Raw genomic sequence first — 12,989 nt, 5'->3', positions numbered from 1 at the left:
AGAGGTGCTAAAATAATGGAGTATGAAATTAAAAATATAGAAGGTGCGATTCCGTGTTTAGTGGTTGCAGATCCAGACAATGGACGGTATATGATTCGTGAAGCAGACACAAGTGGAGAAGTTTTTAACAGCCCAAGAGAAATGCTTTTTTGGATATATGAAAATTGGACTGAACAAGATTTTGAAGACAAAGCCTTGTTTAATGAAATTCTATTGTCTCTTCAGCAAATCGTACAAGATTAACATACCTTTATTTCATTATAACATATTTAAGTGTGATGTAATTTAAAGGATAAAGTGGTATAATTGATAAATTACCTGATAAAGCAAAGGGATTTTCAAGCTGAAAGGAGAAGGAAATGGCAAACACACATACCTTTTCAAAAGGGGAAGAAATTGCAAATTCGATAACACATGGTATTGGCGGCTTACTGAGCATTGCCGGTCTAATCGTCTTAGTTGTTTTTTCATCACTCCATGGTACACCTTGGCATATCGTCAGCTTTACTTTATTTGGAGCCACAATGGTTCTATTGTATACAGCATCTACGCTTGTTCACAGCTTCCCGGCTGGTAAAGCAAAAGATTTCTTTGAAATATTAGATCACTCGGCAATTTACTTTTTTATTGCAGGCACATACACTCCATTCCTTTTCATTGCAGTGAAAGGTTGGATTGGTTGGACATTGTTTGGAATTGTTTGGGGACTTGCAATTGGGGGGACAATATTTAAATCATTTTTTGTAAAGAAATTTCTTTTCTTTTCAACCATTATGTACGTCATAATGGGATGGTTAATTGTTTTTGCTTGGAATCACATTGTCTCAAACGTACCGATAAACGGTGTAATTCTTCTTGTAATTGGAGGAGTATTTTATACAGTTGGAGCTGTATTTTATGTGTGGCGGGGGTTTAAATACCATCACGCAGTTTGGCATCTATTTGTACTGATAGGAACTGTTCTACACTTTTTTTCTGTTTTACTATATCTTTTACCATAAAAAAGCAGGACAATGTCAGCAATCTGGCTTGTCCTGCTTTTTCTATTCCCAAAAACATTCCTAGTCAATTTTTTCATAAACTACAAATTCAAAGTCATAAGGGTTTTTCGCATCCTTCGTTCCCTTTTCAACTGAAATTTTCTTCCATTCCGTTTCTTTTCTATCAGGAAAATAAGTATCTCCCTCAAACTCATCGTCAATCTCGGTAATATATAATCGATCACTTACCGGCAGTATTTCTTTAAAAATTTCTGCTCCACCGATTACAAACAATTCTTCATCTGAACGGGAAGATAGCTCTAGAATTTCGTCAATTGAATGCAGAATGGTACAACCTTCCTGTGAATATGTTGAATCTCTCGTTACAATAATATTCTCACGTCCAGGTAGCGGTCTTCCAATCGACTCGAACGTTTTTCTACCCATAATAATTTTGTGATTCATGGTTACTTTTTTAAAGTATGCCAAGTCTTGCGGAAGATGCCAAGGTAATTGATTATCTCTGCCAATAAGGCGATATTTATCCATCGCAACAATTAAAGAAATCAAACACTAACAACTCCTTTTATATGAGGGTGCGGGTCATAATCTTCAATTGCAAAATCTTCAAAAGAAAAACCAAAAATCGATGTTACGTCACGATTAATTTTTAATGTAGGCAATTGTCTTGGTTCTCTTTGTAATTGTTCCTTTACCTGATCAATATGATTTGAATAAATGTGAACATCACCAAATGTATGAACAAACTCCCCTACCTCTAAATTAGTTACTTTTGCCATCATATAAACTAACAATGCATAGGAAGCAATGTTAAAAGGGACTCCTAGAAAGACATCCGCAGATCGTTGGTATAGTTGACATGAGAGTTTACCCTCGGCAACATAAAACTGAAAAAAGCAATGACATGGAGGTAATGCCATGTTATCTACATCTGCAACATTCCAAGCAGAAACAATTAACCTTCTTGAATCGGGATTGTTCTTAATTTGTTCAACTACATTTGTAATTTGGTCAATTGTGGAGCCGTCCCTTGCAGGCCAAGCTCTCCATTGATGACCATAAACAGGACCTAGCTCACCTTTTTCATCCGCCCATTCATTCCAAATTCTAACGCCATGATCCTGTAAATATTTTACATTTGTATCTCCTTTTAAAAACCATAATAACTCATGAATGATGGATTTTGTATGAAGTTTTTTTGTCGTGATTAGCGGAAATCCTTCTTGGAGATTAAATCTCATTTGATATCCAAATGTACTAATTGTTCCTGTACCTGTACGGTCTTCTTTTTTAACACCATTTTCCAAGACATGCTTACATAAATCTAGATACTGCTTCATAAAAGACACTTCCCTTATTTATTTTCCTTCATGTATTTTACCATTTAATACTGTGAATTCACATACAAATTGTTCTGTTGGAAAACGGCCTTTTCCTCTAATGATTGAATATATTTAAAAGTTAATGGCGCCTTTTCATAAAGAGCCTTTTTGTTTTTATCATCAAAGTAGTACATGGCAAAGGTTTCTGCAAAATACTCCTCTGGAAATTGAAGAAAATAATTCTTTAGTGGAAAAAGCTGATCTACCTCTTGTTTCCAAATATTTATAAATACAGGATCAAATCGAACATAATGAAAGACATACCGATCAATTGCATGTGCAAATTCATGAAGTTCTAAATTGATTGAACCATGCCCTTTACCAAATTCACTATGGCCTATTTTTGCGTAAACAACGCGATTGTCACTCATACCTGGAACTGAGTCCCAATTTGGATCTGTTTCCCCATAACCTCTAGGTTTGATATTTTTCAAATCATTTAATCCATTTTGATTTGTTAAAGGGCCAGTAAATAATTGAACCTGGATACTTTCCTCTACTGCTAACAATAGAATGTTTTCATCTACCTTTTGAATGTTATATATCATCTTGATGGCCTCTTTTTCTGAAAAATCAGAAGATGGTAATAAAATCAATTCGTTCACAACAGATTTGGAGAGGTTAAAATCTGCGGTCTCAAATTGATAGGTGGATAGAGGTCTACCTTCTGGAAAAGCTCTGGCAAGATGATAGAAAGGAATACAAATAAGGATGATGAAAAGAACGATCCCAGCCTTTTTCATGACGTGCATCCTTTCTTTTGTTCTAACTACGTATGTGGGTGAAAATTATATTTATTTGTTTGAGGTTTGTCATATAGTAGGAGTGTTGGATTTATACAAAATCACTATATTAAAATATTAACACATTCTATGGGATTCTACTAGATTCCTACTATAAAACTTAGATGATACCAAACGGCAAGCATAGATGGTGAAGTATGATCCCATTGTTTAGCTATACGTACAAAAAAGAGCATGCATATAAGCATACTCTTTTTTGGTGGGATTAATGAAAGCTCATCCAATTTGGAGGAGTATTTTTATTCCAATAAATACTTCCTAAATCTTTATGAGACTGAAAAGAATCATGATATGTATGGTAATGGAAGTTAAACCAGTAACCTTCTAAAGGTCGATTTTCTCTACGAACATGAAACCGCAGTAAATCTTCTCCCGTTTGAGAATGATAAATGTGAAAAATCTTCTCGCCTGTTCCACCGGAAGGTTTAGAAATTTCTATATGTTGAAAAAGCTCATCATCTTCAACATTTAAATAATATGTAATCACTTCTTCCATTTTCGGAAAAATGACTTGTTTAAATTCATCCTCAATAACATGGCCAATTTTATCGCCAAATTTAACAAACGACTTTTGCTCTGCTTCTAATAGAATATTAGACAAAACTTCCTCGTTAGAAAGCGTTTTCTCTTCTTCGATATTGATATTAGCTTCAGCTGCTCGATGCGTATCTTCTCTTGACACGGTTGAATTTGAAACTGTATCTTCCGTTGGTTTTTCCTGAACTGCTGCTAATGAAGCCGGTGGCGTAACAAGGCCAAATGTAGCGATTGAAAATAGGATAACAAGAGATTTGCGTAACCATTTGTTCATAGCAGTGTTCCTCCGACATTAAGATTATATGAATATTTTAACATAGAGCTGGACGTTATTATATATCAATTTCATGACAAATTTTATAAATAATTTGTATTGAAAAATCTTACACCTATATCTTTTAATATGATAAGAAAACGTTTAAAATTGTGTATACAGGTAAATAGTAAGTATATTGAATAGGAGGAACTAGACATGGGTTATGATACTTTATTTGTAATCATTTCGTTTATTACACTTGCATATTTCATTTACGCTGAAATTACAGATTAATACATAAGAAAAGCACTGAAGCTGGACACTCACACTAAGTAGAAAACTTTATACTTTCTTACCTCATAAAGAAAAGGGTGCTTGTTTTCATGCAAGCACCCTTTTCTAATTACGTTCTTTTTGTTTTCTTTCGAGCAGAGTCTACCTGATAACCATTTGTTTCATTTGTGGTTGTACCTTGCCCCTCCACGTTTGGAGAGCTGAGTCCTGCTCTTGATGGGTCAACTTTTCTCTTTGCCAAATGAATACACCTCCATGGTCTTATCATTCGCTATTAAGATATTTCTATTACACCGTAATGGAATTTTGCTGATTTACGTACATTCACCTCAAATTGAAACTGCTTAAACCTGGAGCTTTTGTAATGATCTTTTAAGACAACTCTCTTTTTGGCTACACGCTTTGCCTCTTCGATGGTTTCAGCTTGCAGCGGCGAATAGGTAGCTATTTTTTTTAAAGGTTCAATTCCAACAGAGCCATCTATCGATTCTTCAAACATTGGGTCGAAATATACGACATCAAACGAATCATCATCACAGCTTTTGAGATATGAAAGATGGTCAATATTACGAACAACAATTCGTCTCATCGCCTCATCGATAACCGGTATGCCTGTTTCCCATTGATTAAGACCTTTATGTACAAGATAAGATAGAAACCTGCTGCCTTCAACCCCTATTACCAGTCCATGGGTTCCCACTACATAACTACCCACTATACTATCAGAAGCAAGACCTAACGTGCAGTCTAATATCTTGTCTCCTCGCCGCAAATCGCAAGCATCACAAAAAGGATCTCCCTCACCTTTTATCAGTCTTTTTATCCTGAACATTGCTGAGTTAGGATGAAAAAACAATGGGCTTTCCCCATTAAAAAAATGTAATTCCATCCTGTTTTTCCCCACTACAATAACGTGATCCACAGCTCTTTTTTGTATATCTGCTACTGACCTTTTGTTTCGTTTTTGATAAGTGGCACCTAGTACATCAGCAATTTGTATAGCGTATTGTTTCAGCTTTTCATTAGGTCTTCCTGATGTTGTAACAATCATATTTTTCTCCTAATTTAAGTCATAATAAAAGGATGCATGAGCATCCTTTTAACAGTACTTTTCAAATGAACGTTCCAAGTTTTGCATAATAGCCTCAATCGAATTCCCTTCGATTTCATGACGTGGAATAAAGTGGACAACCTTTCCTTCTTTCAATAGTGCCATTGATGGTGAAGAAGGTTCATATCCTTCAAAATAATCCCTCATCTTTGCTGTTGCCTCTTTATCCTGTCCAGCGAAAACTGTAACCATTCTAGAAGGTTTTTTATCTGCGTTAAGAACGGCTTGAGTTGCTGCAGGTCTCGCTAAACCTGCGGCACATCCACAAACAGAATTAACCACAACAAGAACTGTGCCATGCTCGTCTTTCATGAATTGCTCAACATCTTCTTCACTTGTCAATTCCTCAAACCCGGCATTTGTTAATTCTGCTCTCATAGGTTTGACCATTTGTCTCATATATTCTTCGTATGCCATTGACATCATTAATCCCTCCAAGTACTTCACATGTATTTTTAGAATACTATAGCCTATTTCTCAATGCAAATAAGAAAAGCGCAAGGCACCACCAATCAGCTTGAGCTAGACACCAAATCTTAGTACAAAATTTTATCTTTTCTTATTTATAAATAAAAGATTATAAACAATTACATGTTAAAAACAACCAACCACACTTATAATGGTTGGTTGTCAACGCTAAGTATTACGCTTTTCGACTTTCTGTCATTTGTTTCCAAACAGAACCTTTCGCTTCTTCTCCACCTTCAATACGTTCTATCGCCATTTTGATTTGCATACTAACCTCAAACTCAGGATCATTTTCAGCCTCTTTTAATGCAGATAGGGCTTTTTCGTCTCCAACTTCATAAAGAAACATGGCTGCCCGCCATCTTACTAATTTATTTTTATCTTTTAATGCCACCATCATTTCTTCCATGGCTGCAGGATCACCAATGTCTGATAAACAATCACCTGCTGTTCGTCTCACCGTAACAGATTTATCCTTAAGTGCTCTATAAAGCAAAGGTAAAACAGCTGGCTTCTCAATCATCCCTAAATAAACTGTAGCAAGTCTTCTTATTGAAGCCTTCTCATCATTTAATGATTTTTCCAATACAGGAATATCCTCCTCAGTAGGATTCATTTGATCTAAATGCGCGAAGCGTTCAGTCCAATCATCATGATCTAACATCTCAATTGTTACTTTATATGATTTACGTGGTTGTATTTTTGCCGCTTCTTTATTTTCCGATAAAGCCATAAGTAAGTTATTAAGGCGTTCATCAGAATATGCAGCATTTATCTCATCAACAACCTCTTTTCCAATATCTTCGAGATTACCATAACGTACTCCATGTTCTTTCCACTGACGATCTAATACAACATTTTCATTTGATTGTTGAGCTGTAAAAACGGCATCTCTAAAACGGTCCGGTAAGCCAAATCGTTGTTCAGTCAGTCCATCTGTTAATTTCACTTGCATCGGAATGTGATTAAACATTTGGATAAATACTTTCACTTCACCAAACGCTTCTTCGTTCATTCCCTCAACTGAAGATCCTTCCAAGACATCTTCTCCAAACGCTTGACGAACCTGAGCTAGCAAATCTTTCCAATCGTATTTTGCATTTCTTTCCACAGCAAGAAAATCTGCAACATGATAAACTCCTTTTATCCCTTCAATAGCAAGAATATCTTTAATTATTTGAGGTGCATCAACCGCTGAATTTTTTTTGTAATTATTGCTCTTTCCAGAAGGGAGTTCCTCTGATAAAAGAACCTTCATCGTATTAGGACTTGGAGTAGGTTCAATAGATTTTATCTTCATTCTGGGCACTCCTTTATTTATTTCGTAATGGTATTGTAACATAGCCTTGTTTAGACATGCTATTCATTGGATTTCACTTGATTTTCGTTAATAACTAAATAATCTGTTCAATAGGTAAAAAGAAAAAATAGCTATCATTGCAATAATTTATTCCTTTTCCTTTTCTGTAGTACTCCACTCTAAATCAAACTGTTGTAAATAATGCTCTAAAAATAAATGCCTTTCCTCTGCTAAATGTTTTGCTGTTTCCGTGTTCATTAAGTCTTTTAGCTTAAGTAATTTATCATAAAAATGCTGAATAGCATGTTGGTTATTTTTCTTTTCCGGATCATATATAATATGCCCACGTGAACCTGCAAAAGAAAATGTCCTGGCAATACCGATTGCTCCGATTGCATCTAGACGATCCGCATCCTGAACAATTTTACCCTCTATACTCAACTCATTCTGACTGATATTCTTCCTGAAACTTATTGATTCAATTATCTTTAAAATTTTATCTCGGTCATCCTTATGAACTAGGTGCATTTTTAATAATTTATCAACTTCAAGGATATCTAGCTTAATCGTTTCTTTTACCTTTTCATCTATTAAATCATGGAGAATGGCCGACAATTCAACAATAAATACATTTGCTTGTTCATTTTCAGCTATTGATACAGCCAGTTTTCTCACTCTCTCGATATGCCATTTATCATGGCCACTTTCCTCATGTTCGAATTGTTTGTATACATACTTTTTTATGTTTTCGATTATGTCTTCTGGATTCATATTTATCGTTGCCTTCCATCGGTAATTGAGTGATATTTAAAGTAAAGAACATCTGACTAGCTGCCCTTCATATAATATTTTATCAAGTTTAAAGGAGCCAATCAGATGATAAGAAGAAACCCTCGCACAATCATTGGTCAGGCATGGACAGGACGACATGTGATTTTATTACACTGTTATGAAAATAATACAGTTCATCAGTTGTTTAAAAGTTTTCACGCCCCGATGGAACCACCAAGACAAAACTGTGCAGAAACTTTGTCACAGCTTATAAGTATTGGATATGCCATTTCCCATGTTACCTCTCTACCGGGAAACCAAATACAATATATATTAGTTCTATAGTTTATTCCGCTAATAAGGTTTTTGAGTCAAGTGAGAACCAAAAAATCTTATATTTACCACTTCATTTTTTTGATTATTGCAATTTGTGTAACTTAGAATAATGAAAAAGCTTATTTCATTTTTTCGAAGTTAAACCAAGTAAAACGATCGAATGATCAACTATTTGTAGTAATGCCTCTAAATCATCCTCACCAAACATTGTTTGAAATTCCACTTTATATTTGTGATGATAGTAGAAGGATGTCATTGTAAGTTCCTTTGTAATGAACAAAGAAACAGGATGATATTCTCCCCATATTTTTTTTAATTTCCTATATAATATTTCATCGTATTCCTTAGAATCTTGTGATTCCATGAAAACAAGAGTTACCTTGCAGCCATGTTTTCTTGTTGTTTGAAGTAGCTCACTTGATAGTTCATGATGTGGCATTTCTATGAGGAATTTAGCTGTTTTTCTTTTATTTTTTAACCCTTTATAAGAAATGGAATATTGTCTGGACATCTTTGCTAGATCAATAATGTCACTGCGATCTGTCACAGAAATTTGGTGGTCAATATCCATATCATAAATATATCCTTCTATTACAACCTTTAAATTATCGAAAACTGTTGGATCGAACATTCTTCCTCCCAATGATCGTAAAAGTTTATAGCACACTATGTATAAGATTTACTTTACCATATGTTTCACTTATTTAATAAGTCAGAACCAAACATATACTGTAAATTTAATTTTTTTAATAGGAAAATGGTTATTTATTGAAATATATAAATTGAATTATTTTTCTAAACTTTCTATAATAAAGAATCAGTGCTGTAGGCTATTTTATTTTTATAATGTCTAAAAGCTTAATTTTGTAACGGGGGTGTAGTTAAAATGCCAATTAATATTCCTAGTCATTTACCAGCAAAAGAAATTCTCGAAAAAGAAAATATTTTTATTATGGATGAAAAACGTGCTTACTCTCAGGATATTCGTCCTTTAAATATTATTATTCTGAACATTATGCCAGAAAAAGAAAAGACAGAAACACAGTTATTGCGTTTATTAGGAAATTCACCATTGCAACTAAATATTACCTTTTTGCGACCTGAAACACATACATCAAAGACAACAGCGATTGAACATCTTAAGGAATTTTATACAACCTTTCGTCATATCCAACATAAACGATATGACGGCATGATCATAACAGGTGCACCTATCGAACACCTGGAGTATGAGGAAGTTTTATATTGGCCAGAAATGCAAACAATTATGGATTGGTCGAAAACAAATGTTACTTCAACTCTACATATTTGTTGGGGTGCACAAGCAGGACTTTACCACCACTATGGCGTAAATAAATATAAACTGGAAAAAAAATGCTTTGGTATTTTTGAACATGAAGTTGTGGATCCGACTGTAAAACTGTTAAGAGGATTCGACGATTTGTACTATGTTCCCCACTCTAGACATACTGATGTATTAAAAGAAGAAATTGAACAGATACCTGAGTTACAGATCTTGTCATATTCAGAAAAAGCCGGTGTCTGCCTGGTTATGTCCAAGGATGAAAAACACATTTTTTTAACGGGACATCCTGAGTATGAATTAACATCCCTACAAGATGAATATGAACGTGACTTAGCAAAAGGTCTGGAAATTGAAATTCCTGAAAATTATTTTCGAAACAACGATCCTAAAAATAAACCTATTCAATGTTGGAGATCTCATGCAAATCTTCTTTTTGTTAATTGGCTTAATTATTATGTATACCAGGAAACTCCTTATAATTGGGACTGAATTAATAAAGTATTCTCATTTAGGTTTCGATTGTTTACAACAACTTAACATCTTAAGAAATACTTAATAAATGCTTTATGAAAAAGTAACATTTATATGGTAACCTAAAAGACAAATTCAGTTCATATTTTCATATACTTTGAATATGAACTGTTTTCATGTATATTGAACTGTTTTTGACTAGATTGAGGTGAAGATGTTGAAGCCAAATTCAAAGGTATTAATTTTAACTGCAAAATACGGAAATGGTCACGTTCAAGTTGCCAAAACATTAGAAGAAAAGTGTAAGGAGCTGGGATTTAGTAAAGTTATTGTCTGTAATCTTTATTCTGAATCATTCCCGGTTTTCTCTGAAATTACTCAATATTTATACTTAAAAAGTTTCTCTATTGGAAAACAATTTTACCGTCTGTTTTATTATGGAGTCGATAAAATGTATAATAAAAGATTAATGAATTTATATTTTATTATGGGACATAAACGATTACATCAAATTGTAACTTCAGAACAACCTGATATGATCATTAATACATTTCCTATGATAGTTGTACCTGAATACAGAAGAAAAACAGGAACTGTTATCCCAACTTTTAATGTATTAACAGACTTTTGTTTACACAGAATATGGGTCCATGAAAATATCGACAAATACTATGTCGCAACGAATCATGTTAAAGAAAAATTATTACAATTAGGAATTCATCCAAATCGTATAAAAGTAACTGGAATTCCTATTAGAAAACAATTTGAATTAGAAATGGATTTAAACCCTATTTATCATAAATACGGCTTAGATCCTTCAAAGAAAACTTTACTTATTATGGCTGGTGCACATGGAGTTTTGAAGAATGTAAAAGAATTATGTCAAGCCTTCTTATCAAAAAATAAACAATTACAAATTGTTGTCGTATGTGGAAATAACCATCCTCTAAAGGAATCACTCGATTCATTAGGTAAAAATTATCCTCAACAATTTAAGGTGTTAAGCTATGTAGAACGTGTGGATGAGCTTTATCGAATCGCTTCATGTATGATTACAAAACCCGGCGGCATTACATTGACAGAAGCTACAGCAATTGGTGTACCTATTGTCCTTTTTAAGCCAGTTCCTGGTCAAGAGAAGGAAAATGCACATTTTTTTGAAAATAATGAATCAGCACTTATTATTAATCAAATTGATGACATATGTGAAGAAGTCCATAATCTTTTAATGAACGACCAAAAACTTCTAAACATGAAGCACAATATAAAAAAATTAAATGTGCCTCATTCTGCTGACATGATTGTACAAGATATGATAAAAGAGTCAGCTTATATTAAGGATAAGCAAGTAATGGTTGGCTCTGTAAATTATTAATAAGTCTAGAATTGATAATGAATAGCATGCAGCCCAGCACATGTTTACAAATTTAATAGAGAAAAATAGCAATACCGGATGGATGGGTTTATCTATTATCTTGGGGGCACTAAATGGATACAAGTACTCATATTACAATGGGATTTGGATTAGCAGGTCTCGCCTATTTAGATCCAAATGTAGCAACAAATCCGGAGTTAGCTACTGCTGTTATGATTGGGACAGTCATCGGTTCAAATGCACCAGATTTTGATTATGCAATAAAAATCCTTAAAGGAAATGGAATGTATACTGAACACCATAGAGGATTGTCCCATTCTCTTCCTGCTATGATTATTTGGCCAATATTGATCTCTTGCATCATATTTGTCCTATTCGACCAATCTTTTATACCATTACTGTATTGGACCTCTATTGCTGTTATTTTACACGTACTGTTTGACATTTTTAATGCTTACGGGACTCAAGCAGGACGGCCATTTACAAAGAAATGGCTATCTTTAAATTTTATTCCATTGTTCGATTTATTTATTATTCTTGTCCACCTAATAGGCTTTATATTTTGGTTATACCAATACCCACCAGGGATCATTTTTTTCATTTGTTATGTTATCCTTTCTTTTTACCTTATCTATCGTTACCTTATTTGTCTCCGTATAAAAACAATGTTGGCAAAATATCATCCAATCGCAAATTATACGGTCATTCCTACTTTATCTATTAAGAAATGGGATTTTGTAATTGAGACAGATGACTACTTTAGAACAGGCCATGTAAATAAAAGAGAAGTTATCTGGGATCATTCTTTTATGAAACATGATACTTCCTGTCCATATATTCAGTCTTCACTAAAAGATTGTAATGTAAAACACTTCCTGGCTAACTCCAAGCATACTCATGCACTGTATGTCGAGCGACAAAATGGATTTGAAGTTCGATGGTTCGATCTTAGATTTAGACAAAATCACCACTATCCTTACATGGCATTAGTACTCTTAGATAAACATCTGCAAATTGTTACTTCCTATACAGGCTGGATCCAACAATCAAAGTACACACATAAGAAAATGATACCAACACCTGACAGAAACACAGAACTAAAGTAATGAAGGTAAGCCCAATTCACGAAAGAATATGCTCAATTACTCTTTCTGTAGATAGGGCTTTTTATTTTATATAAACTTTAAATGACATGCATAGTTTTATCCCCTCGGAAAAAAACTATATAAGTAATTAAAAGGTTTCATTGTTAAGGAGGGCCCATAATGACTAAAAAAATGAATAAAGGTAGTAGTAACCAAAATTCACCTAGAAACAGTGCACATCAAATGGAGCTAGCAGAGGAACATGTTGCAGGTGATAATAGTAAAGGAAACAAACGTAACAAAGACCAAAGAGACAAAACAAGAGAAGAATAACATAAACATTGACTTGAGCGTATATGAACTTTATTTAGACGATCGAGTAGAGGGAAAAATAATTTTAATTATTTTCGCCCCTCTCACACCACCGTACGTACGGTTCCGTATACGGCGGTTCAATTTATATTACAGTGTGTACTTTTAGATAATGATCTAA

17 protein-coding genes are annotated in these 12,989 nt (G+C 34.0%); 7 read left to right on the top strand and 10 right to left on the bottom strand.

Translation table 11 applies throughout. The features are described 5' to 3' along the window. Positions 1 to 15 precede the first annotated feature (15 nt). Positions 16 to 243: a hypothetical protein gene (locus LC095_RS24130; RefSeq protein ID WP_226530523.1), complete on the top strand. Its 228-nt coding sequence runs from the start codon at positions 16 to 18 to the stop codon at positions 241 to 243. A 116-nt stretch (positions 244 to 359) separates the two neighbouring features. After that, complete coding sequence (gene trhA / locus LC095_RS24125; protein WP_226530522.1) at positions 360 to 1,001, top strand: PAQR family membrane homeostasis protein TrhA; 642 nt, start codon at positions 360 to 362, stop codon at positions 999 to 1,001. 60 nt (positions 1,002 to 1,061) lie between these two features. On the opposite strand, the gene LC095_RS24120 is transcribed toward trhA, so the two are convergent. From LC095_RS24120 to LC095_RS24080, 9 genes are all read right to left on the bottom strand, one after another. Next, positions 1,062 to 1,550, bottom strand: coding sequence for a dihydrofolate reductase (locus tag LC095_RS24120; RefSeq protein WP_226530521.1), 489 nt, complete (start codon positions 1,548 to 1,550; stop codon positions 1,062 to 1,064). Continuing rightward, positions 1,547 to 2,341: a thymidylate synthase gene (locus LC095_RS24115; RefSeq protein WP_226530520.1), complete on the bottom strand. Its 795-nt coding sequence runs from the start codon at positions 2,339 to 2,341 to the stop codon at positions 1,547 to 1,549. The genes LC095_RS24120 and LC095_RS24115 overlap by 4 nt, the downstream gene beginning before the upstream one ends. A gap of 44 nt (positions 2,342 to 2,385) precedes the next feature. Continuing rightward, positions 2,386 to 3,126, bottom strand: coding sequence for an anthrax toxin lethal factor-related metalloendopeptidase (locus LC095_RS24110; protein WP_226530519.1), 741 nt, complete (start codon positions 3,124 to 3,126; stop codon positions 2,386 to 2,388). 265 nt (positions 3,127 to 3,391) lie between these two features. Beyond that, on the bottom strand, positions 3,392 to 3,997 hold the full coding sequence (locus tag LC095_RS24105) for a YpjP family protein (protein ID WP_226530518.1): 606 nt from the start codon (positions 3,995 to 3,997) through the stop codon (positions 3,392 to 3,394). 385 nt (positions 3,998 to 4,382) lie between these two features. Further along, entirely contained in the window at positions 4,383 to 4,514 is a 132-nt protein-coding gene (locus tag LC095_RS24100; RefSeq protein ID WP_216774124.1) for a YuzL family protein, read from the bottom strand. A gap of 33 nt (positions 4,515 to 4,547) precedes the next feature. After that, positions 4,548 to 5,324 (bottom strand): class I SAM-dependent methyltransferase, encoded by a 777-nt coding sequence (locus LC095_RS24095; RefSeq protein ID WP_226530517.1) that lies wholly within the window; start codon positions 5,322 to 5,324, stop codon positions 4,548 to 4,550. Between the two features lie 48 nt (positions 5,325 to 5,372). Beyond that, positions 5,373 to 5,807 (bottom strand): BrxA/BrxB family bacilliredoxin, encoded by a 435-nt coding sequence (locus LC095_RS24090; protein ID WP_226530516.1) that lies wholly within the window; start codon positions 5,805 to 5,807, stop codon positions 5,373 to 5,375. Between the two features lie 220 nt (positions 5,808 to 6,027). Then, positions 6,028 to 7,152 (bottom strand): conserved virulence factor C family protein, encoded by a 1,125-nt coding sequence (locus LC095_RS24085; protein ID WP_226530515.1) that lies wholly within the window; start codon positions 7,150 to 7,152, stop codon positions 6,028 to 6,030. 147 nt (positions 7,153 to 7,299) lie between these two features. Further along, a complete protein-coding gene (locus LC095_RS24080; protein ID WP_226530514.1) occupies positions 7,300 to 7,923 on the bottom strand; it encodes an HD domain-containing protein in 624 nt (207 codons plus the stop codon). A gap of 105 nt (positions 7,924 to 8,028) precedes the next feature. On the opposite strand from LC095_RS24080, the gene LC095_RS24075 reads away from it, so the two are divergent. Then, positions 8,029 to 8,268: a hypothetical protein gene (locus LC095_RS24075; protein ID WP_226530513.1), complete on the top strand. Its 240-nt coding sequence runs from the start codon at positions 8,029 to 8,031 to the stop codon at positions 8,266 to 8,268. Positions 8,269 to 8,383: 115 nt separating this feature from the next. Here LC095_RS24075 and LC095_RS24070 read toward each other — a convergent pair whose 3' ends face one another. Beyond that, the gene (locus LC095_RS24070) at positions 8,384 to 8,890 is read right to left on the bottom strand and encodes a hypothetical protein (protein WP_226530512.1); all 507 of its coding nucleotides are present in this window, start codon (positions 8,888 to 8,890) and stop codon (positions 8,384 to 8,386) included. 255 nt (positions 8,891 to 9,145) lie between these two features. Between LC095_RS24070 and metA the strand changes: the two genes are divergently transcribed. The 4 genes from metA to LC095_RS24050 all read left to right on the top strand — a co-directional run bounded on the left by metA (position 9,146) and on the right by LC095_RS24050 (position 12,829). Next, positions 9,146 to 10,054, top strand: a complete 909-nt coding sequence (metA, locus tag LC095_RS24065) for a homoserine O-acetyltransferase MetA (RefSeq protein ID WP_226530511.1) — start codon at positions 9,146 to 9,148, stop codon at positions 10,052 to 10,054. 199 nt (positions 10,055 to 10,253) lie between these two features. Continuing rightward, on the top strand, positions 10,254 to 11,411 hold the full coding sequence (locus tag LC095_RS24060; protein ID WP_226530510.1) for a diglucosyl diacylglycerol synthase: 1,158 nt from the start codon (positions 10,254 to 10,256) through the stop codon (positions 11,409 to 11,411). A gap of 113 nt (positions 11,412 to 11,524) precedes the next feature. Beyond that, positions 11,525 to 12,517 carry a metal-dependent hydrolase gene (locus tag LC095_RS24055; RefSeq protein WP_226530509.1) on the top strand — a complete coding sequence of 331 codons (993 nt, stop codon included), beginning with the start codon at positions 11,525 to 11,527 and terminating at the stop codon, positions 12,515 to 12,517. Positions 12,518 to 12,676: 159 nt separating this feature from the next. Next, positions 12,677 to 12,829 carry a hypothetical protein gene (locus LC095_RS24050; RefSeq protein WP_226530508.1) on the top strand — a complete coding sequence of 51 codons (153 nt, stop codon included), beginning with the start codon at positions 12,677 to 12,679 and terminating at the stop codon, positions 12,827 to 12,829. Positions 12,830 to 12,989 lie beyond the last annotated feature (160 nt).

The organism is Metabacillus niabensis, from assembly GCF_020524345.1.
Classification (GTDB): Bacteria; Bacillota; Bacilli; order Bacillales; family Bacillaceae; genus Metabacillus; species Metabacillus niabensis_B.
This window is presented reverse-complemented; position numbering and strand designations above follow the sequence as displayed.

Coding starts and splice junctions, on each gene's coding strand:
- LC095_RS24130 (WP_226530523.1), top strand. CDS start 16: ATGGAGTATGAAATTAAAAATATAGAAGGTGCGATTCCGTGTTTAGTG.
- trhA (WP_226530522.1), top strand. CDS start 360: ATGGCAAACACACATACCTTTTCAAAAGGGGAAGAAATTGCAAATTCG.
- LC095_RS24115 (WP_226530520.1), bottom strand. CDS start 2,341: ATGAAGCAGTATCTAGATTTATGTAAGCATGTCTTGGAAAATGGTGTT.
- LC095_RS24110 (WP_226530519.1), bottom strand. CDS start 3,126: ATGAAAAAGGCTGGGATCGTTCTTTTCATCATCCTTATTTGTATTCCT.
- LC095_RS24105 (WP_226530518.1), bottom strand. CDS start 3,997: ATGAACAAATGGTTACGCAAATCTCTTGTTATCCTATTTTCAATCGCT.
- LC095_RS24095 (WP_226530517.1), bottom strand. CDS start 5,324: ATGATTGTTACAACATCAGGAAGACCTAATGAAAAGCTGAAACAATAC.
- LC095_RS24090 (WP_226530516.1), bottom strand. CDS start 5,807: ATGTCAATGGCATACGAAGAATATATGAGACAAATGGTCAAACCTATG.
- LC095_RS24085 (WP_226530515.1), bottom strand. CDS start 7,152: ATGAAGATAAAATCTATTGAACCTACTCCAAGTCCTAATACGATGAAG.
- LC095_RS24080 (WP_226530514.1), bottom strand. CDS start 7,923: ATGAATCCAGAAGACATAATCGAAAACATAAAAAAGTATGTATACAAA.
- LC095_RS24075 (WP_226530513.1), top strand. CDS start 8,029: ATGATAAGAAGAAACCCTCGCACAATCATTGGTCAGGCATGGACAGGA.
- LC095_RS24070 (WP_226530512.1), bottom strand. CDS start 8,890: ATGTTCGATCCAACAGTTTTCGATAATTTAAAGGTTGTAATAGAAGGA.
- metA (WP_226530511.1), top strand. CDS start 9,146: ATGCCAATTAATATTCCTAGTCATTTACCAGCAAAAGAAATTCTCGAA.
- LC095_RS24055 (WP_226530509.1), top strand. CDS start 11,525: ATGGATACAAGTACTCATATTACAATGGGATTTGGATTAGCAGGTCTC.
- LC095_RS24050 (WP_226530508.1), top strand. CDS start 12,677: ATGACTAAAAAAATGAATAAAGGTAGTAGTAACCAAAATTCACCTAGA.